The following is a 19,617-nucleotide window of genomic DNA, read 5'->3' on the forward strand; positions in this document are numbered from 1 at the left end:
CCTGCGGGGCTACTCGACCAGCATGTGGGGCGCGATGCGGGGCTGCTCGACCAGCATGTGGGAGGAACGATGACGACGGCCACTGAGACGGGGCGGCTGCTGCGCCGCGAGGCGGAGCCCGGGGTCGCGGCCGTCGCGGCTCCGGCGCCGAGGAAGCGGCGGCGGCCGGGCGGGCAGCTCGCGGCGTGGGCGTTCCTCGCCCCGCTCGTCGTCTACCTGCTCGTGTTCTACGCCTTCCCGCTCTACCGCAACCTCGAGCTGAGCCTGAAGGACTACACGGTCCGCTCCTTCGTCCAGGGCAACGCCCCGTTCGTCTGGTTCGACAACTACGTGCAGGTCTTCCGCGACCCGACCTTCGGCCCGGCGCTGCTGCACACCGCGGTGTTCACGGGAGTCTCTCTGGTCTTCCAGTTCACGCTGGGGCTCGCGCTCGCGGTCTTCTTCTACCGGCGCTTCCCGCTCGCGAGCACGCTCCGGGCGCTGTTCCTGGTGCCGTGGCTGCTGCCGCTGATCGTCTCGGCCTCGACCTGGTCGTGGATGCTGAACAGCGACTCCGGGATCGTCAACGCGTTCCTCGAGTCGTTCGGGATCGGGCAGATCAACTGGCTGACCTCGCCGTCCACCTCGCTGATCGCGGTGCTGATCGCCAACATCTGGATCGGCATCCCGTTCAACCTGGTGATCCTCTACTCCGGTCTGCAGAACATCTCGCAGGACCTCTACGAGGCGGCCTCGCTCGACGGCGCGACCGGCGCCCAGCAGTTCTGGCGGATCACGCTGCCGCTGCTGCGCCCGGTGTCGGCGATCACGATCCTGCTCGGGCTCGTCTACACGCTGAAGGTGTTCGACATCATCTGGATCATGACCAAGGGCGGTCCGGCCGACTCGTCGACGACCCTGGCGACCTGGACCTACCAGCTCGGCTTCGGCTCGATGCTGCCCGACTTCGGCCCCGCGGCGGCGGTCGGCAACCTGCTGATCATCCTCGCCCTGGTCTTCGGCCTGATCTACATCCGCGTCCAGCGGAAGCAGGCCGACGCATGAGCGCCCGGCGCCCCTGGTGGCTGACCCTCGTGGGCGTCCTGCTCACCGCGGTCATGCTGTTCCCGGTCTACTGGATGATCAACGTCTCGCTGACGCAGACCGGGTCGATGCGGAAGGATCCGCCGGACTGGTTCCCGTTCGCGCCCACCTTCTCGGGCTACCAGGCCGTGCTGAGCGAGCAGCTGCCGTACCTCGGCACCAGCCTGATCGTGGGCCTCGGCACGGTGCTGCTGACCGTGGCGATCGCCGCTCCGGCCGCGTACTCGCTCGCGAAGCTGCGGCCGCGCGGCGGGCAGGGGCTCTCATTCGTCCTCCTGATCGCGCAGATGATCCCGGCGATCATCATGGCGATGGGCTTCTACGCCATCTACCTCAACCTGGGTCTCTTGAACTCGATCCCCGGGCTGATCGTGGCCGACTCGACCATCGCGGTGCCGTTCGGCGTGCTGATCTTCACCGCGTTCATGTCCGGCATCCCCGACGAGCTGACCCAGGCCGCGCGGATGGACGGCGCGAGCGCCTGGCGCACCTTCACCTCGGTGATCATGCCGATCAGCCGCAACTCCGTCGTCACGGTGTCGCTCTTCGCGTTCCTCTGGGCCTGGTCGGACTTCATCTTCGCGTCGACCCTCGACAGCGGCGGGAAGCTTCAGCCGATCACGCTCGGCATCTACAAGTACATCGGCAACAACAACCAGGAGTGGAACTCGATCATGGCGACCGCCGTGGTCGCCTCGCTCCCGGCCGCCCTCCTCCTCGTCGTCGCCCAGCGGTACGTCTCGGCGGGTGTCACCGCCGGTGCCGTCAAGGACTGACCCTCTTCCTCCTAGGAGATCCTCGTGACCCTGACCACCACCGTCGCCCTCGGCGGCCCCGTCGCCCCGACCGCCGGCGCGCTCCGGCCGCTGCGCCAGGACGAGATCCGGCTGACCGGCGGCTTCTGGCAGCACTACCAGCGGCTCGGCGCGGACGCCGTGATCGGCCACTGCCTGAGCTGGATCGAGCGGGTCGGCTGGGCCGGCAACTTCGACCGCGCGGCGAACGGCACGATCTCCTCGGCGGCCGGCGGCGACCTCCATGCGGGCATCGAGTTCGTCGACTCGGAGGTCTACAAGCTGCTCGAGGCGATGGCCTGGGAGCTGGGCCGCTCCGACGATCCGGAGCTCGCCGCGCAGTACGAGGCGCTGGTGCTGCGGGTCGCGGGGGCCCAGGACGAGGACGGCTACTTGCACACGAGCTTCGGCCGGCCGGGGCAGCGGGCGCGCTATTCCGATCTGGAGTGGGGGCACGAGCTGTACTGCTTCGGCCACCTGATCCAGGCCGCCGTGGCGCGGCTGCGCACCGGGCACGACGACCTGCTGCCGGCCGTGGCGCGGCGCCTCGCCGACCACGTGATCGAGGTGTTCGGGGCGGAGGGACGTGCCGCGGTCTGCGGGCATCCCGAGATCGAGCCGGCGCTCGCCGAGCTGGCGCGGGCCACCGGCGACGGGCGGTACCTGGAGCAGGCGCGGCTGTTCGTCGAGCGGCGCGGCACGGGGACGCTCGGTCCGATCGCCTTCGGGCCCGAGTACTTCCAGGACGACGTGCCGGTGCGCTCGGCCGAGGTGCTGCGCGGGCACGCGGTGCGGGCGCTGTACCTCTCGGCGGGGGCGCTCGACGTCGCCGTGGAGACGGGCGACGCGGAGCTCGAGGCCGCGGTGCAGCGGCAGTGGGCGGCGACGGTCGCGCGCCGCACCTACCTGACCGGTGGGATGGGCTCGCACCACCAGGACGAGGCGTTCGGCGCCGACTTCGAGCTGCCGCCGGACCGCGCCTACGCCGAGACCTGCGCGGCGATCGCGTCGAACATGCTGTCATGGCGCCTGCTGCTGCGCTCGGACGACGCGGCCTACGCGGACCTGATGGAGCGGACGCTGCTGAACGCGGTGCTGCCCGCGACGCGCGAGGACGGGCGCGCCTTCTTCTACACGAACACGCTGCAGCAGCGGGTCGACGGGGTGGCGCCGGACGAGAGCGTCGAGACCGACCGGGCGCAGTCGAGCCTGCGGGCGCCGTGGTTCTGGGTGTCCTGCTGCCCGACGAACACGGCGCGGACCCTCGCGAGCGTCGAGCTGAGCTTTGCGACGGCGACGGACGACGGGGTGCAGCTGCACCAGTACGGGGCGTACCGGGTGACGACGGGCGAGGTGTCGCTCGAGGTGGAGACCGCGTATCCGGAGGACGGCGAGATCGCGGTGCGGATCCTGGCGGACGCGGAGTTCGCGCTGACGCTGCGGATCCCGCCGTTCGCGCGCGGGACGGCGCTGCTGGACGGGCAGGCGGTGGACGCGGGGCTCTCGACGGTGACGGTGCGGCGGGCGTTCGCGGCCGGCGACGTCGTGCGGCTGTCGCTGCCGATGCCGGCGCGCTTCGTGACGCCGCACCCGCGGATCGACGCGGTGCGCGGCCAGGTCGCGGTGGAGCGCGGGCCGTTCGTGCTGGCGCTGGAGTCGCTCGAGCTGCCGGACGGCCTCGACACCGAGCACGTGGCGGTGGACGCCGAGGTCTCGCCGGTCGCTGTCGGCGACGGCGCCCGGGTGGCGCTCGTGCGCCGCGACGCCCCGGCGTCCGCGTGGCCCTACTCCGTGCCGGCGGAGCTCGGCGAGCGCTTCACCGCCGAGTTCCACCCCTACTACCGCTGGGCGAACCGCGGCCCCTCCACGATGCGCATCTGGACGCCCACCCTCTGACGCGCCTGCCGCGAGATGCCACTTGTGCACGCCCTCCACGGCGTGTCGCGCGCACAAGTGGCATCTCGCGACGCCGACAGGTCGTCCGTGTACGCCCACGCTGGTCGAGTGGCCCCGGAGGGGGATTCATGCTGGTCGAGTGGCCCCGGAGGGGTGTATCGAGACCCGGCGCCCTCAGCGGGGCGGGTCTGCGGGCCAGCCTTCTGACGATGGGGGGATCTCGATACGCCCGCTGCGCGGGCTACTCGATCAGCAAAGGGGACCCGCTGTGCGGGCTGCTCGATCAACAAAGGGGACCCGCTGTGCGGGCTGCTCGATCGGCAAGGGGGGCGCCGCGCGGGATTCTCGGTCGGCGAGCTGCTGAGAGATGCCACTTGTGCACGCCTTTTGCGGCGTGTCGTGTGCACAAGTGGCATCTCGCGGAAGGGTCAGTGCTCGCGGCGGGAGGGGACGTCGGCCGGGGTCTCCAGGGGGGCGTCCTGGACGGTCGCGCGGTCGGACTTGGAGCGGTCGCCGCGGGTCTTCAGGAGGCTGGCGATCGTGGCGACGGCGATGGTCGAGCCGATGAAGGTGAGCGAGAACCAGATCGGGATCTCGGGGACCCAGAGCAGGGGCTCGCCGCCGTTGATGAACGGGACCTCGTTGACGTGCAGGGCGTGGAAGACGAGCTTCACGGCGATGAAGCCGAGGATGACGGCCAGGCCCTGGCTGAGGTAGACGAGGCGCTCGAGCAGTCCGCCGATCAGGAAGAACAGCTGGCGCAGACCCATCAGCGCGAAGGCGTTCGCGGTGAAGACGATGTAGGCCTCGTTGGTCAGGCCGTAGATGGCGGGGATCGAGTCGAGCGCGAAGACGAGGTCGATGAAGCCGATGGCGACGATGGTCAGCAGCATCGGGGTGACGAAGCGGCGGCCGTCCTTCTTCACGGTCAGCTTGTCGCCGTGGTACTCGTCGGTGACGGGGAGGACGCGGCGCACCAGGCGCATGAAGGCGTTGTTCGAGGGGTCGCCGTGGTCGCCCTTGATCTGCTGGTAGGCCAGCACGAAGAGCAGGGCGCCGAAGAGGTAGAAGACCCAGGAGAAGTTCTCGATCAGGGCCGCGCCGACCGCGATGAAGCCACCGCGCATGATCAGCGCGATGACGATGCCGATCATCAGCACCTTCTGCTGGTACATCTTCGGCACCGCGAACCCGGTCATGATGATCAGGAAGAGGAAGAGGTTGTCGAGCGACAGCGCCTTCTCGGTGAGATAGCCGGCGAAGTACTCGCCGCCGTAGCGCCAGTCGGCGACGAAGCCGATGCCGACGCCGAACAGCAGTGCGAGGCCGATGTAGAAGGCCGACCAGCGGGCGGACTCGCCGATGGTCGGCTCGTGCGGCTTCCGCACGTGCGCGAAGAACTCGTAGACGAAGAAGGCGATCGTCACGGCGATGGTGATCAGCCAGATGACGGGTGTGATCTGCACGGGGGTGCTCCAAGAGGGTCGGTCGATGAGGGACCAAGGTCTCCTCCACTCCGGCCGCGACCTCTCGGAGGTGGTGGCGGAGCCGATGGCCCGGGATGCTCATTCGCATCCGTAGTGACGGGCTCACCGCAGTCGGGAGTACTCCCCTTGCTGTCTGCGATTCTACTCAGGGTCCGAGTGCCGGAGGCTGGGAGAGTACCGACACATCGCTTCTGGATCCATCCGGCTCTATATTGGATCCAGCGGCAGCGTGCCGCGCGAGAGGCGGCGCATGGCCATCCAGACGGTCCTCGGCCCGGTCGAGGCGGCGGAACTCGGCGTCGTGTCGATGCACGAGCACCTGCTGACCGACGCGAGCGCGCTGCAGCGGCCCGGCGTCGAGGCGCTCGACCCCGGCGCCCCCGTCACCGCCGAGCTCGCGGCCGCCCTGCGCTGGAGCCAGCTCGCGCTCGCCGACAACCTCCGCCTCGACGATGTCGACCTGCTCGCCGACGAGCTCCGCGCGGGAGCCTCGGCCGGGCTCGCCGCCGCCGTCGACCTCAGCTCGCTCGGCTTCGGGCCCGACCACTCCCGACTGCCCGCCCTGTCCGGCCAGGCGGGCGTCGCGATCGTCGCCGGGTACGGCGCGTACCTCCCGCGCCTCCTGCCCGAGTGGTTCCTCGCGCTCGACGTCGACGGCCGCACCGGGCTCTTCACCCGGGCGCTGATGGAGGCGATCCCCGGCACGACCTACCGCGCGGGACTCCTCGGCCTGATGGGCACGACCGGCGCCTTCGCGACGCCCGAGGGGGAGCAGGAGCGGATCAGCCTCACCGCCGCGGCCCGCGCGGCCGCCGCCACCGGCTCCGCGATCACCGTGCGGCTCGCCGCCGACGCCCGCAACGGCCTCGAGGTCCTCGCGCACGTCGTCGCCGAGGGAGTGGATCCCTCCCGCGTCGTGTTCAGCACCGTCGACGAGTTCCTCGACCTGCCTTACCTCCGCGACCTCGGAGAGGCCGGCGCCGTGCTGGAGCTCTGCTTCGGCAACGAGGGCGCGCACGTCGGCCGCATCCGCAACGCGAGCGACCCGCAGCGCCTGGACGCGCTGCTGGAGCTGCTCGGCACCGACCCCGACATCCGCTGGGTGCTCGGTCACAGCACCTGGACGAAGGGCCAGCTGCGCCGCTTCGGCGGGCACGGCTTCGACCACCTCGGCGGGCGCGTCCTGCCGGGGCTCCGCGCACTCGGCGTCGCCGACGACGTGCTGCGGCGGATGAGCGTCGAGGAGCCCGCGCGGCTGCTCGACCGGCCCTGACCGACCGGCTCTGACCGACCATCCCGCCCCCTCGGCCCCGACGACTCCGGCCCCGACCCGGCCCCCCGATGAGAGAGACGCAGACCCCATGAGAGACACCCTCGCCCCGCTCGCGCCGATCGAGCCCTTCCTCGTCGACGGCGCGTGGCTCGCTCCCGAGGGCGCGGAGCTGCTCGACATCGTCGATCCCGCCACGGAGGAGCTGCTCACCCGCGTCCCGCAGGCCGACCCCGCCGAGATCGAGGCGGCCGTCACCGCCGCCCGCCGCGCGCACGACGACGCGCGCTGGAGCGGGATGAGCCCGCACGACCGCAGCCGCATCCTGAACCGCGTCGCCGACCTGATCGAGGAGCGCCTCGAGGAGCTCGCGGTGCTCGAGACCCGCGACAACGGCAAGCCGATCGAGCGCTCGCGCGCCGACACCGCCACCTCGGCCCGCGTCTTCCGCTACTACGCCGGTGCCCCCTCGCGGCTGACCGGCACGGTCGTGCCCGTCGACGCGCAGCACCACGTCTACACGACGCTCGAGCCGGTCGGAGTCGCGGCGCTGATCCTGCCGTGGAACTTCCCGATCATGACGGCGAGCTTCAAGCTGGCGCCGGCGCTCGCCGCGGGCTGCACCGTGGTCGTGAAGCCGGCGGAGCAGACTCCGCTGACGATGCTGCGCCTCGCGGCACTCTGCGAGGAGGCGGGCGTCCCCGCGGGAGTCGTCAACGTGCTCACTGGCGACGGCCGGGTCGGCGCGGCGCTCACCGAGCACCCGCTGGTCAGCAAGGTCTCCTTCACCGGCAGCACCGAGGTCGGCCGGAAGGTGATGCGCGCCGCGAGCGAGGACTTCACCCGCTTGACTCTGGAACTGGGCGGCAAGAGCCCGAACATCGTGTTCGAGGACGCTGACCTGGACGCCGTGGTGCTGACCGCGATGCGCGCGTCGTTCGGCCACTCCGGCCAGATGTGCACGGCGGGCAGCCGGCTGCTGGTGCAGCGCTCGATCCTCGAGGAGACGACGGAGCGCCTGGCCGCGGCGGTGCGGAAGGTCGCGCTCGGCGACGGGCTGGCCGGCGGGGTGACCGTCGGGCCGCTGGTGTCCGAGGAGCAGCGGCAGCAGGTGCTCGGCTACATCGCGCAGGGCGAGGCGGAGGGCGCGGTCGTCGCGGTGGGTGGCGGCGTGCCGGACCGGCCGGGCTACTACGTCGAGCCGACGCTGTTCACGGGGGTCACGAACACGATGACCATCGCGCGCGAGGAGATCTTCGGCCCGGTCGTCGGTGTCATCCCGTTCGAGGACGAGGACGAGGCGGTGGCTCTCGCCAACGACCAGACCTACGGCCTCGCCGCGGGGGTGTGGACGAACGACCTGGCGCGGGCGCACCGGATGGGGCGGCGGCTGCGTGCGGGCACCGTGTGGGTCAACACGTACAACCTGTTCGATCCGGCGCTGTCGTTCGGCGGCGTGGGGGAGTCCGGCATGGGGCGCGACCTGGGCGAGGAGGCGCTGCGCTCGTTCTGCGAGCTGAAGAGCGTGGTCGTCGCGCTCTGAGCCCGGCGCCGGTTCGATCTGCAGGCGATCGGCGCGGGAACGGGCTGATCGCCGCGTCACTTCGTCTCCTGACAGGGCGATCGCCTGCAGATCGGACAGCAGCCCTCCGCAGTGCAGGTGCGCGTCTGTTGTGCAGGTGCGCGTCTGTTGTGCAGGTGACGCGGCGCGGAAGCCGCTTACCGGCGCGAGGTCGGGGGCAGGTGGGGCGGATCGCCTGCAGATCGGACGGGGGCTGCCCGTCAGATCCAGCCGTTCTCGCGGGCCTCGATCACGGCGCGCTGGCGGGTGTCGACGTCGAGCTTGCGCAGGATCGACGAGACGTGGTTGCGCACCGTGCCCGCGGACAGGTGCAGCGCCGTGCCGATCTCGCCGGTGGTCTCGCCGCGGGAGCCGGCGCTCAGGACGTCCAGCTCGCGGTCGGTGAGCGGGCTGCGCGTGGTGGCGAGGGCGTCGGCCGCGATCTCGGGATCCACGTAGCGGCGGCCCGCGGCGACCTGGCGGATCACCTCCGCCACGTCCTCCACCCGCCGCGACTTGGGCAGGAACCCGCTGACCCCGACGGCGAGCGCGCGGCGCAGCACGCCGGGCCGCGCGTGCCGGGTGACCACGATGACGCGGGTCGCCGAGACGCGGCGCAGTCGCTCCGCCGCCTCGATGCCGTCCATGCCGGGCATCTCGACGTCGAAGAGGCAGACGTCGGGCTCGAGGCGCACGGCCTCGGCGACCGCCTCCGCTCCGTCGCGGCACTCGCCGACGATCTCGAGATCGGGCTCCAGCCGGAGCAGGGCGGCGAGGGCGGTGCGGATCATGTCCTCGTCATCGGCGAGGAGCACCCGGATCACGTGGCACCGCCGGGCAGTCGCGCGTCGAGCTCGAAGGAGCGGCGCGCGGTGCGCGTGTGCAGGGTGCCGCCGGCCCGCTCGATCCGCTCGGTCATGCCGAGGACGCCGGTGCCGGCCTCGATGCCCTCCGCTTCGGCCCCCTCCGCTTCGGCCCCCTCCGCTTCGGCCCCCTCCGCTTCGGCCCCCTCCGACTCGGCCCCCTCGGGCACGTCGTTCACCGCCTGGAACCGCCACGACTCCGCCTCGCACGCCAGCCGCAGCCGGGCCGACTCGCCGCCGCCGTGCTTGAGGATGTTGGTCGTGCTCTCGCGGACGACCGGCCCGAGCACGTCGGCGGGGGCGCGGTCCGCGTCGGGATCGACGGCCAGCTCGACCCGCAGACCCGCCGAGCGGAGCAGGTCGGCGGCGTTCGCGAGCTCGTCGGCGAGGGAGACGCTGCGGAAGCGCGTCGCCAGCTCGCGGGTGCCGGTGCGCGCGTCGTCGACCGAGCGCTGAGCGGCCCGAAGCTGCTCCAGGGCGCCGTCCGGATCGTCGCGCAGCAGCCGCTCGGCGAGCTCGAGCTGCAGGGCGATCACCTGCAGATGGTGCCCCTGGAGGTCGTGCACGTCGCCGGCGAGGATCAGCCGCTCCTGCGCGGCCGCCAGGCGCCCCTCCGCCACCCGCGCGCGGTCGAGCTCGCGGACGATGTCCCACCACCAGAGCATGCTGACGATCGCGAGGGGCAGCGCGGCCGCGAACGCGAAGAGGACCGGCGCGGCACCCGGTGCGAGCGAGTGCGGCGCGGTGCCGATCGCGTGATCGTGCTCGAGCCAGGCGCTGACGGCGAGCAGCACGGTGAGGAACGTGGTGACCCGCCAGCGGATCCCGCGCGGCCAGGGCAGCAGCACGACGAGCACGAAGGCGAGCGAGAGCGGGAGGGTGGGGCTGCCCGCCGCCAGTCCGGTCGCCGCGGCGCCGACGAGACCGAGTGCCTGGAGTCCGAGGGTGGCGGGGCCGACGCGCGCCGGGGCGTCTCGGTCGGCCCGGCGGTAGCGCTGCGCGGAGACGGTGAAGACCGCCGCCCAGACCGTGGCGCCGAGGAGGTAGCCGACCACCCGCCACGGCGACGGCTCGCCGACCAGCAGCGGCACCAGCCAGACGAACAGCACCGCGAGCACGAACGAGCCGGCCGAGAGCAGCGTGTACCACCAGGTCGCGGCGACGCCCTTGCCGGAGGGCGGAGCGGCAGCGGTGTCGTCGGGAGCGAGGAGCGCGGTCGGCATGCGGCCCAGGCTACGGCCATGACAGATGTCACCCCTCGGGCCGCCGATCCTCCCGGGCGGCGGTGACGGGAGGGCACTGCCGGGCACCCCGTGCGGCGGGCTGGGATGGACATGTCCCGATCGACGGGGCAGCGGTTCGGCCGCTCAGCCAGAAGGAGACACCGCCATGTCGACCATCGTCAGCGACGCGATCCTCGGATTCCAGGGCCTCATCCAGGACGTCCCCGACCTCGTCCAGCCGCTCGTGGTGGCGCTCGCCGGAGCCGTGCCGTTCATCGAGGGCGAGGGAGCCGCGACGATCGGCATCATCGGCGGGATCCACCCGGTCGTCGCCGCCGTCTCGGCCGCCGCGGGCAACTTCCTCTGCGTGGCGCTGCTCGTTCTCCTCGGCGCGGGCGTCCGCTCGGCGATCACCGGCGGGAAGCCGCGGAAGCGCGCCACCGCCCGCCGCGAGAAGTTCCAGCGGGCGTTCACCCGCTACGGCGTGCCCGGCGTGAGCCTGCTCGGCCCGCTGCTGCTGCCCACCCACTTCACCGCGGTGATGCTCGCCGGTGCCGGCGTCGCGAAGGGCCGCGTCCTGCTCTGGCAGGCGGTCGCGATCGTGCTGTGGACGACGGTGTTCACGGTGATCGTGTCGCTGGCGATCGGCGGCGCAGGGCTGGCGTGACGGGTGGGGGCCGACGCGCCCCCTCCGCAGAAGTCGCCGTCGCGACCATGCGAGTCGACAACTGGTGGATAGCGGAAGAACACGAATGATTTGCAGAAATGTCTGACGCTTTGTCGAGTGTTGTGACGCCTTATGCACCTAATGGCACATTCTGTGTATGGACGAAGAATCCTCGGGTTCGATAACGTAGGCGCACGCAATGGAACCTGTTACAGAAATCGCGATACCGGTTCGAGCTCGGGTTCACTGGCTCGAGCATTTCTGCGGTTTGTGTCGACCGCCATCAGGGGCAAGAGAAGATCTCATCAATGAAGAGGAGAAATGAACACTCGATAGAATTTCGTTCCCGCACTTGCCGCCGCACTCGTCGTCGGCATGGCGTCCACCCCGATGGCACATGCCGAGGCTTGACACGCCCCGAGTGATATGCCCGTCGTAGAGGAGCAAGTATACCAGATAGAAGGGTCCGATGCCGTCACGTACGATCGTGATGGAAATGCGCTGCTACCCGGCAAGATATGCGAATTCATCCAACGGGTCGACTACGTGCACATCTCGACGTCCTCATCGAAGCGCGCCGCACAGTCACACGGCAACTGGGCCAACAGTACCTGCGACTACGCGCTGGCCGACGTGACGACGCAGATCGACAAAAAGAACCTCTTCTGGCTTCACGCTGCTGTCGGCGAGCAAGGAAAGGGCCGTCTTGGTCCGAATCCGAAGGGGCTGGGCAGAGGAGCTCGCGTCACCGCACACTACGACTGCAACGGGACGGGAAGTAGCAACTACCGGTCATGGACAGATGTGGACATAGTCGGCTATGCGGACACTCCGAATCGCGTTTACTCGACTCCGGTGGATCTGGACTGCGGATGACCAGTCAAGTACTCCCGTTGGGCAGCGGTCAAACGATCGTCCGGAGCCCTCGAAAGCGTGTGAGGCGTTCTACAGCAGGAAGGCGGGCGCCGTGGCTCGACGATTCTCACGTACTGCCGGGTTCGTAGTCCTCTCGTCCGCCTTCCTTGTCCTTGCCGGTTGCTCCTCATCTCATCGCGTGGAGCAACCGATCGACGCCGTGAAGGTATTCGCCAGCCTCTACGACGAATGGGCGCAGGGCGGTTACTCCAGCAGCGTTCCAGGCGAGCTGGCGGATCGAGTGACCGAGAAGCTCTTCCCTGATCTCGACTCGGATGCTCGGTGGTACTCGCGGGGCAAGGTGAGGCAGGTCGGGAGCATGGTCGTCTCCGAGGTCGAGCTGCTGTCGAACTCGGGTACCGACGCCGTCGTCGGGGCGCTCCTCGACACGACGGGCATCCGCGTCCTCGCCAACGGCAAGGAGACGTTCCGCAGCACCGAGGAGGCGGACCTGATCCACCGCGTGCGGATCGGCCTCGTCTTCGACGGCCGCTGGCGGATCGACGTGATCGACACGGTGGAGTAGCGGTGCTTCCGCTCCGCAGAAGTTGTCGTAGTAGGTGGTCCAGTACGACAACTTCTGGAGAGTGGGGGCGGCGGCGGGGCGGCGCGGGGCCTCGGGTGCGCAGAAGCTGTCGTAGTGGGTGCTCGGTTACGACAACTTTTGGGGAGGGAGGGGTCCGGCGGGCGGGGTCAGGGGGTCGGCGGGCGGGACGATGCGGTCAGGCGGCGGAGTGCGTCGCGGGGGGCGTGGGCGACGCGGGGGAACTCCGCGAGGAGGAGGGTCGCGCGGGACGGGGCGTACGAGGGCCAGTCGGGGCCGGGGGCGCCGGGGGCGCCGGTGGCGGCGAAGGCGGACCAGTGGCGGGTGAGGGTGTCGCGGAGGGGCGCGGGGGCGGCGTCGCCGACCTCGGTCCGGGCCGGCTCGGAGTCGAGGGTGCGGAAGAGGAACGGGAGCTCGAGGGAGTGGCCGGCCCGCCGCGCGCCGGTCGAGGCGGGCTGCTCCCAGGTGAAGAGGTACGCGCGGGTCGAGCCGGTGGCGCCGGCGCGGGCGTCGAGGAGGCGCTGGCTGGGCTGCCGGTAGATCGTCTCGGCGAGGCACGTCTCGAGCAGCTCGGCACCGGACACCTCGCGGCCGAGGTCGGCGCGCAGGGCGGCGGCGAACGCCTCCGTCCGGCTGCCGCGCGACGCGGGCCAGTGCGGCAGGAGCAGCGCCAGCTCGCGCTCGAGGAGGTCCGGCGACGGGTCCGGGCCGCCGGGATCGACGAAGCCGGAGCCCTCGTTCACATTCGTGCCGACGATCAGATCCACCGTCGAGGACGCTCCGGCGGCGACCGCGTCCACGGGCGCCGCAGGCAGCACGCGGCCGTCGAGGCTCGGCCGGAAGGCGGGCGTCGGGTTCGGGTGCCCGGCCGAGCGCCGCTCGATCAGCCGCTGCTGGGCGGCGACCACCTCCTCCCAGGGCAGCGTGAGCAGCCGCGACGGGTCGTCCGCCAGGCCCAGGAGCGCGAGCAGCTCGGCGGTGACGCCCTCGCCGAAGGCCCGCGAGCCGATCCGCTCCGGATTGCCGCTCTGCAGCACCGCCCGCTGGAAGAGGCCGGCGGCAGCGGGCGCGGCGAGCAGCGCCGACACCAGCACCGCGCCCGCGGACTGCCCGGCGAGCGTCACCCGCGACGCGTCCCCGCCGAACGCGGCGATGCCCGAGCGCACCCAGCGGAGCGCGGCGATGACATCGAGCAGGGCGAGGTTCGCGGAGTCGGCGTACTCCGCGCCGAGCAGGTGCTCGAGGGTCAGGAAGCCGAGGGCGCCGAGGCGGTAATTGACGGAGACGACGACCAGCCGGCCCGCGGCGGCGAGGCGCGCGCCGTCGGAGAGCGGCTCCGCGTTCGATCCGACGACGTGCAGGCCGCCGTGCACCCAGACGAAGACCGGCAGGTCACGGGCGGCGGGATCAGGCGTCCAGACGTTCACGTGCAGGGAGTCCCGCTCGGAGACGGGCGCGTCCGCGAACGGCTGCGGCGCGATCGGCCCGCGCGAGGTCGCCGGGCGCACGCCCGACCACGGCTCCACCGCCACGCCGGGCCGGAAGCGCTCGGCCACCCGCAGGGACGGCACGCCGAGGAAGGCGTGCACCGCCCCGTCCGGCGTCTCGATCACCCGCCCGCGCACGGCTCCGCCCGGAGTGACGACGACCGTCATGCGGGCTGGTGCAGCACGGGCCCGTGGCCGGGCGAGAGCGTGCTCTGCAGCACGAGGGAGGAGGCGCCGATCGCCGCGGCGTCGCGCGGGTTCGCGGACAGCTCGACGCTGATCGGGTGCGCGCGGCGGGCGAAGCGGCGGGCCTCCAGCCGGGAGCGCAGCGCCCGCGTGTAGATCGAGCCGGCGATCGCGACGCCGGGGCCGGTGAGGACGAGCGCGTCGAGGTCGAACAGGTTGGCGAGGGTGACGGCGCCGTCGGCGAGGTGCCCGGCGGATCGCTGCAGCAGCGACTCCGCGGCGGGGTGGCCGTTGATCGCGGCGAGGCTCAGCACGTCGAAGTCGCGGGCGTTCTGCTCCACCTCGAAGGTGAGATCGAGGTCCGCGAACGAGCCGCGGTCCGCGCCCGCGTCCTCGACCACGACGGAGGGCGCCGCGTAGCGCTCGAGGCAGCCGATGTTGCCGCAGAAGCACTCCCGGCCGCCCGGAGCGATGGTGATGTGGCCGATCTCGGCGGCGTTGGAGCTCGCGCCGCGGAAGAGCGCGCCGTCGAGGACGATGCCGGCGCCGATCCCGGTGCCGATGTAGATGCTGCCGAAGGTCTCGTGCCGCGAGACGCCGCGGCTCCAGAACTCGCCGATGGCGGCGGCGGCCGCGTCGTTGTCGAGCAGGATCGGGATGCCGAAGCCGGCGCCGAGCTCCTCGCGCAGCGGGAAGTCGCGCCAGCCCTGCAGGGTGGGCGGGCCGAGGATCCGGCCGGCGGCCTGGTCGATCGGGCCGGGCGCGACCACCGCGACGCCGGCGATGGTGCGGCGGTCGAGGCCGGTGCCGCGGACGAACGCGGCGTAGCCGTCGACGATGCGCCGGGTGACCTCCTCCGGGGCCGCGAGCGCCGCCCCGCGGATCTGCTGGCGGGCGAGCACGCCGCCGCCGGCGTCGGTCGCCACGAAGGTGATCGACTCGAAACCGAGCTGGACGCCGACGCCGATCCGCGCCCGGGTGTTGATCTCGAGCATCTGCCGCGGCTTGCCGCCGCTGGCCGTGGATCCGGTCTCGCGGACGATGCCGTCGGTCAGCAGCTTGCGCACGATCAGCGAGATCGACGGCTGGGTCAGGCCGGTCGCCGAGGTGAGCTCGACGCGGCTGATCGGTCCGGAGGAGCGGATCAGGTCGACGACGAGGGCGCGGCTGCCCGGGGCCGCGGGGGTCGCCTCACGACGCGCCATGCCTGCTCCTCACCGCTCGACCGCCAGCGTACGGGACCGGGCGCCGCGGCCCGCGCCCGCGCCTACGCTGGTACCGCCCGTCCGAGAGAGAGCCGCCATGACCGATCCGAGACCGCCGCGGCCCCTCGGGCTCGCCCTCGTCCGCGCCACCGAGATCATGGGCGCCGAGCCGTACTTCCACGAGTTCATCGCGGGGGTGGAGCACGCGGTCCGCCCGGCCGGGCACTCGGTGCTGCTGAACGTGCTGCCCGACCGCGACGCGGAGATCGAGACTTACCGGCGCTGGGCCCGCGACGGCGAGGTCGACGGCGTGGTGCTCGTCGACCTGGAGGTGGACGACCCGCGGCCGGCGCTGGTGCGCGAGCTCGGGCTGCCCGCGGTGATCGTCGGCCCGCCTTCCGCGGCGCGCGAGCTGCGCGCGGTCTGGACGAACGACGACGACGCGATGCGCGACGCGGTGCAGTTCCTCGCCGACATCGGCCACGAGCGGATCGCGCACGTCGGCGGGCCGGAGGAGCTGCTGCACACGCGCATCCGGCGCGAGTGCTTCCTCCGCGAGTGCGCGGAGCGGGGCCTCGAGGCGGTCGAGCGCTCGGGCGACTACTCGCGCGAATCCGGCGGGCGGGCGCTGCGCTCGCTGGCGGAGGAGCCGCAGCCGGCGACCGCGGTGATCCTGGACAGCGACCTGATGGCGATCGGCGCGCTCGACGCGGCCCGGGAGCTCGGGCTCGACGTGCCGGGGGCGATGTCGCTGCTGGCCTGGGACGACTCCGCACAGTGCCAGCTGAGCGAGCCGCCGCTCTCGGCGGTCTCGCACGACGTGCAGGTGATCGGCATGCTGACCGGCCAGGAGCTGCTGAGCGAGATCGCCGAGTCGGCGAGCGGATCGATCGCCAGCCCACCGGTCGTGGTGGTGGCGCGCGGCACGACGAGTGCACCCGCGCAGCCCGGGCCCCGCGGAGCCTGAGCCCCCGGGACGGTCACGTCGTCGCAATTTCGCCATGCCCGATCTTTACATAAATTATTAATCTTTGTACTTGACGCGGGGCAGGAGCATCAGCGACTCTGGGCACGTCGCCGCGGTGATCGACTCCCGATCAGCTGCGGCGCCGAGACACGTCACCGGTCGAAGGAGCCTGGCTAACCCATGACACGTGCCCACCGCACCCCCTCCGCGTTCTCGCGGGTCCCCCTGCGCCGCTCCCTCGCCGGAGCCGCACTGCTGGCCGTCACGGCCGGGTCGCTGGTCGTCCTCGCGCCGGCCGCGGCGCCGACCGCCTCGGCAACGGCGATCGCCCCCGACTGGACGAGCGAGAACACCGCCTTCGTGCAGCGCGACGGCAGCGCACTGACCCTCGACGGCGAGCGGTTCCGCGCGAGCGGCACCAACATCTACTGGCTCGGCCTCGACGAGAACGTCGGCGGCGTCGACTACCCCACCTACTTCCGGATCAAGGACGCCCTCGACACCGCCGCGCAGATGGGCGTCACCGTCGTCCGCTCGCACATGATGACCTCGACCGGGCAGAACGACGAGGACCCGCTGGCCCTGATGCCGCGCCTCGGTGAGTACAACGAGGAGGCGTTCCGCACCATCGACTTCGCCGTCGCCTACGCGGGCACCCTCGGCATCCGCCTGGTGCTGCCCCTCACCGACGAGTGGGCGTACTACCACGGCGGTCACCGCGACTTCACGACTCCGCTCGGGCTGGAGTCGGACGACTTCTACTCCGACCCGGCCGCGATCGCCGCGTACCAGGACTACGTCGACGTGATCCTCGGCCACACCAACACGATCACCGGCACGCGCTTCGTCGACGACCCGACGATCATGGCCTGGGAGCTGGGCAACGAGCTCGAGGGGATGACCCTCGACTGGATCAACGCGCAGGTCGCGTACATCAAGGAGCAGGCCCCGGAGCAGCTCGTCGCCGCCGGCCGCCGCTTCGACATCGACCCGGACACCCTCGCGGCGCCCGACCTCGACATCGTCGACGTGCACTACTACCCGCCGACCGCCGAGCGGGTCTCGGCCGACGCCGCGACGGTCGCCGGCGCGGACAAGGTCTACATCGCCGGCGAGTACGCCTCGACGGCCGCGAGCGAGGACCTCCTCGGCGCGGCCGCGGCCGACCCGAACGTCTCGGGGACCTTCTTCTGGTCGCTGTTCGGCAACAGCGACCGCGGCGGCTTCGTGCCGCACGACGACGGCTTCACCCTGCACTACCCGGGCGAGACCCCGCGCGAGCGGGAGAGCGTCGACGCGATCGAGCAGTACGGCACCGCCACGGGCAGCACGCCCGGCGAGCTGGAGCTCGGCGCCCCGCTGATCACCGCGATCGAGCAGGACTACGGGATCAACGAGGTCTCCTGGCGCGGCACCGCGGGCGCCACCGGCTACCTGGTGCAGCGCTCGACCGGTGGGGAGTGGAGCGACGTGACGGACGGAGCCGTCTCGGCCTCGGCCTCGCCCGTCACCGACTACGACTCCCCGGCCGGTGCGCGCTACCGCGTCGTCCCGGCGGGCGACGACGACCAGCGCGGTCCCGCCTCCGACGCGGTCGCCGCCGCCGCCGGCGGTGCCGTGCTGGTCGACCCGCTGCAGAGCTGGCTGCTGACCGCCGGCCACGAGAACGCGGAGATCGCGCCGACCCCCGCGGGCGGCGTCGTCACCGCGACCGGCGCCGCGAGCGTCACCTGGCAGCGCGACGGGATCGGCGCGGCGGAGTTCGTCGTCTCGGACCCGTCCGCGATCACCGTGGCGACGAGCAGCGACGGGCAGACCTGGACCGACGCCGCCACCACGACCACCGAGCGCGACGGCGCGAGCGTCGTCGCCGCGACCGGCCTCTCCGGCGACCAGGTGCGGGTGAGCTGGAGCACCGGCTCGCTGCAGCGGGCGACGATCACGAGCGCCGCCGCGCAGGTCGCGCTCGTCGACCCGCTGGACGACTTCTCCCGGACGGCGGCCCACACCGGCAGCCTCTCCTTCGACACCGGCAACCCCGGGCTCTTCGGTGGCGACGCCTCCCGGGTCAAGCGCGACAGCGCCGACGCGGCGAGCCTCGAGTACGCCTTCGACGACATCAGCGGGGCCGACATCACCGCCTGGTACTGGCCCGACCAGCCGGTCGTGCCGCTCACGGTCGAGGGATCGGCGGACGGCGCGACCTGGACGCCGCTCGCCGTCGAGACGCGCGGCGGCACCGGGAACTGGCGCGAGTACACGTACTCGGTCCGCGACCTGACCGGTGTGAACCGGCTCCGGATCTCCTGGCCGCAGGGCGCGGGCGAGGTCTGGACGCCGCAGATCGGCGCGGTGAGCCTCTCCTCCCCGAACGCCGCGCCGTTCGGCCTGCCTGCGGCCCCCGCGCTCGGGACGCCCGCGGACGGCACGGCGGACGTCACCGCGACGCCGACCTTCTCGTGGGAGCCGGCCGCGGACGCCGCGTACTACCGCTTCGTCCTCTCCAGCTCGAGCGACCTCGCGGATCCGCTGGTCTCCGCCACCGGGCTCTCGGCCACGAGCTACCGGCCCCCGGTCGAGCTCGACCCGGAGACGACGTACTACTGGCAGGTCTCCGCGGTGAACGGGCTCGGCGCCACGGCGTCGGCGACGCGCACGTTCAGCACGGCGGCGCTGCCGACCGAGCCGGTCGTGGTCGAGGACTTCGACGGCTACGCCGACGACGGCGCGCTGCAGGCCGCCTACGTCCGGAACACCGGCGGCGGGTCCATCACGCCGACGCTGGTGCCGAGCCCCGCGAACGACACGAGCGCCGCCCGCTTCGACTACGACACCGGCACGGCCGGTTACGCCGGCACGGTGCGGACCTTCGCGGCCGCGCAGAACTGGTGGGGCTACTCCGGCCTGTCGCTCACGGTCGACGCCGACCGGGCCGTGCCGCTCGCGGTGCAGTTCGTCGCGAACGGCGCGTACTGGGAGGCGACGGTCACCCCGTCCGCCGACGGCGTGCAGCGGATCGAGATCCCGTTCGAGGACTTCGCGCCGCCCGCCTGGGCGCCGCAGGCCGATCTCGACCTCACCTCGGTCACGCAGTACGCGCTCTACGTGAACGGCTCGAGCGCGGGCTCGCTGGTGCTCGACGACGTCGAGACCGTGGTGGCGGAGGCGACCACGCCGACGCCGACGCCCACTCCGACCGCTCCGCCCACCGCGACGCCCACTCCGACCGCTCCGCCCACCGCGACGCCGACGCCGACCGCGACGCCGACGGCCACGCCCACCGCGACCCCGACCGCGACTCCCACGGTCACGCCCACCACCCCGCCCACCGCGACCCCGTCGCCCACTCCGACCCCCGCGCCCGCCGTGCCCTCGTGGCTGGAGTCGCTGGTGAAGAAGTACCTGCCGAACCTCTGGCAGTGGTGGCTCGGCCGCCACTAGCCACGAGCCGCAGCCGGCACCACCCCCG

Annotated in this window: 15 protein-coding genes; 10 read left to right on the forward strand and 5 right to left on the reverse strand. The window is 72.0% G+C overall.

What is annotated here, in order from left to right:
* The first annotated feature begins 69 nt into the window (after positions 1–69).
* Genes EDF22_RS17795 through EDF22_RS17805 form a run of 3 tightly spaced genes read left to right on the forward strand, consistent with a single transcriptional unit; the run spans position 70 to position 3,773 of the window.
* Complete coding sequence (locus tag EDF22_RS17795; protein ID WP_123706153.1) at positions 70–1,044, forward strand: carbohydrate ABC transporter permease; 975 nt, start codon at positions 70–72, stop codon at positions 1,042–1,044.
* Positions 1,041–1,859, forward strand: a complete 819-nt coding sequence (locus EDF22_RS17800) for a carbohydrate ABC transporter permease (RefSeq protein ID WP_123447302.1) — start codon at positions 1,041–1,043, stop codon at positions 1,857–1,859. The genes EDF22_RS17795 and EDF22_RS17800 overlap by 4 nt, the downstream gene beginning before the upstream one ends.
* 24 nt (positions 1,860–1,883) lie before the next feature.
* Positions 1,884–3,773 carry a glycoside hydrolase family 127 protein gene (locus tag EDF22_RS17805; RefSeq protein ID WP_123706154.1) on the forward strand — a complete coding sequence of 630 codons (1,890 nt, stop codon included), beginning with the start codon at positions 1,884–1,886 and terminating at the stop codon, positions 3,771–3,773.
* A 428-nt stretch (positions 3,774–4,201) separates the two neighbouring features.
* On the opposite strand, the gene EDF22_RS17810 is transcribed toward EDF22_RS17805, so the two are convergent.
* Positions 4,202–5,239, reverse strand: coding sequence for a TerC family protein (locus tag EDF22_RS17810; protein ID WP_123706155.1), 1,038 nt, complete (start codon positions 5,237–5,239; stop codon positions 4,202–4,204).
* Positions 5,240–5,510: 271 nt separating this feature from the next.
* Here EDF22_RS17810 and EDF22_RS17815 point away from each other — a divergent pair, with 271 nt between their 5' ends.
* Complete coding sequence (locus EDF22_RS17815) at positions 5,511–6,533, forward strand: phosphotriesterase (protein ID WP_123706156.1); 1,023 nt, start codon at positions 5,511–5,513, stop codon at positions 6,531–6,533.
* An 88-nt stretch (positions 6,534–6,621) separates the two neighbouring features.
* A complete protein-coding gene (locus EDF22_RS17820) occupies positions 6,622–8,073 on the forward strand; it encodes an aldehyde dehydrogenase (RefSeq protein ID WP_123706157.1) in 1,452 nt (483 codons plus the stop codon).
* A gap of 239 nt (positions 8,074–8,312) precedes the next feature.
* Here EDF22_RS17820 and EDF22_RS17825 read toward each other — a convergent pair whose 3' ends face one another.
* A complete protein-coding gene (locus EDF22_RS17825; protein WP_123706158.1) occupies positions 8,313–8,915 on the reverse strand; it encodes a response regulator transcription factor in 603 nt (200 codons plus the stop codon).
* Positions 8,912–10,177 (reverse strand): sensor histidine kinase, encoded by a 1,266-nt coding sequence (locus EDF22_RS17830; protein ID WP_185039091.1) that lies wholly within the window; start codon positions 10,175–10,177, stop codon positions 8,912–8,914. The genes EDF22_RS17825 and EDF22_RS17830 overlap by 4 nt, the downstream gene beginning before the upstream one ends.
* A gap of 166 nt (positions 10,178–10,343) precedes the next feature.
* Here EDF22_RS17830 and EDF22_RS17835 point away from each other — a divergent pair, with 166 nt between their 5' ends.
* From EDF22_RS17835 to EDF22_RS17840, 3 genes are all read left to right on the forward strand, one after another.
* The gene (locus tag EDF22_RS17835; RefSeq protein WP_123706159.1) at positions 10,344–10,844 is read left to right on the forward strand and encodes a small multidrug efflux protein; all 501 of its coding nucleotides are present in this window, start codon (positions 10,344–10,346) and stop codon (positions 10,842–10,844) included.
* Positions 10,845–11,270: 426 nt separating this feature from the next.
* A complete protein-coding gene (locus EDF22_RS20550; RefSeq protein WP_148059231.1) occupies positions 11,271–11,720 on the forward strand; it encodes a hypothetical protein in 450 nt (149 codons plus the stop codon).
* A 178-nt stretch (positions 11,721–11,898) separates the two neighbouring features.
* Entirely contained in the window at positions 11,899–12,285 is a 387-nt protein-coding gene (locus EDF22_RS17840; protein WP_148059232.1) for a hypothetical protein, read from the forward strand.
* 167 nt (positions 12,286–12,452) lie between these two features.
* On the opposite strand, the gene EDF22_RS17845 is transcribed toward EDF22_RS17840, so the two are convergent.
* Positions 12,453–13,958, reverse strand: coding sequence for a carboxylesterase family protein (locus EDF22_RS17845; RefSeq protein WP_123706161.1), 1,506 nt, complete (start codon positions 13,956–13,958; stop codon positions 12,453–12,455).
* On the reverse strand, positions 13,955–15,181 hold the full coding sequence (locus tag EDF22_RS17850) for an ROK family transcriptional regulator (protein ID WP_123706162.1): 1,227 nt from the start codon (positions 15,179–15,181) through the stop codon (positions 13,955–13,957). The genes EDF22_RS17845 and EDF22_RS17850 overlap by 4 nt, the downstream gene beginning before the upstream one ends.
* Before the next feature lie 97 nt (positions 15,182–15,278).
* Between EDF22_RS17850 and EDF22_RS17855 the strand changes: the two genes are divergently transcribed.
* Complete coding sequence (locus tag EDF22_RS17855; RefSeq protein ID WP_185039094.1) at positions 15,279–16,148, forward strand: LacI family DNA-binding transcriptional regulator; 870 nt, start codon at positions 15,279–15,281, stop codon at positions 16,146–16,148.
* 180 nt (positions 16,149–16,328) lie between these two features.
* Positions 16,329–19,589: a carbohydrate binding domain-containing protein gene (locus tag EDF22_RS17860; protein WP_123706164.1), complete on the forward strand. Its 3,261-nt coding sequence runs from the start codon at positions 16,329–16,331 to the stop codon at positions 19,587–19,589.
* The last annotated feature ends 28 nt before the right edge of the window (positions 19,590–19,617 follow it).

Origin of the sequence: Rathayibacter sp. PhB127 (assembly GCF_003751665.1) — a bacterium.
Taxonomy (GTDB): domain Bacteria; phylum Actinomycetota; class Actinomycetes; order Actinomycetales; family Microbacteriaceae; genus Rathayibacter; species Rathayibacter festucae.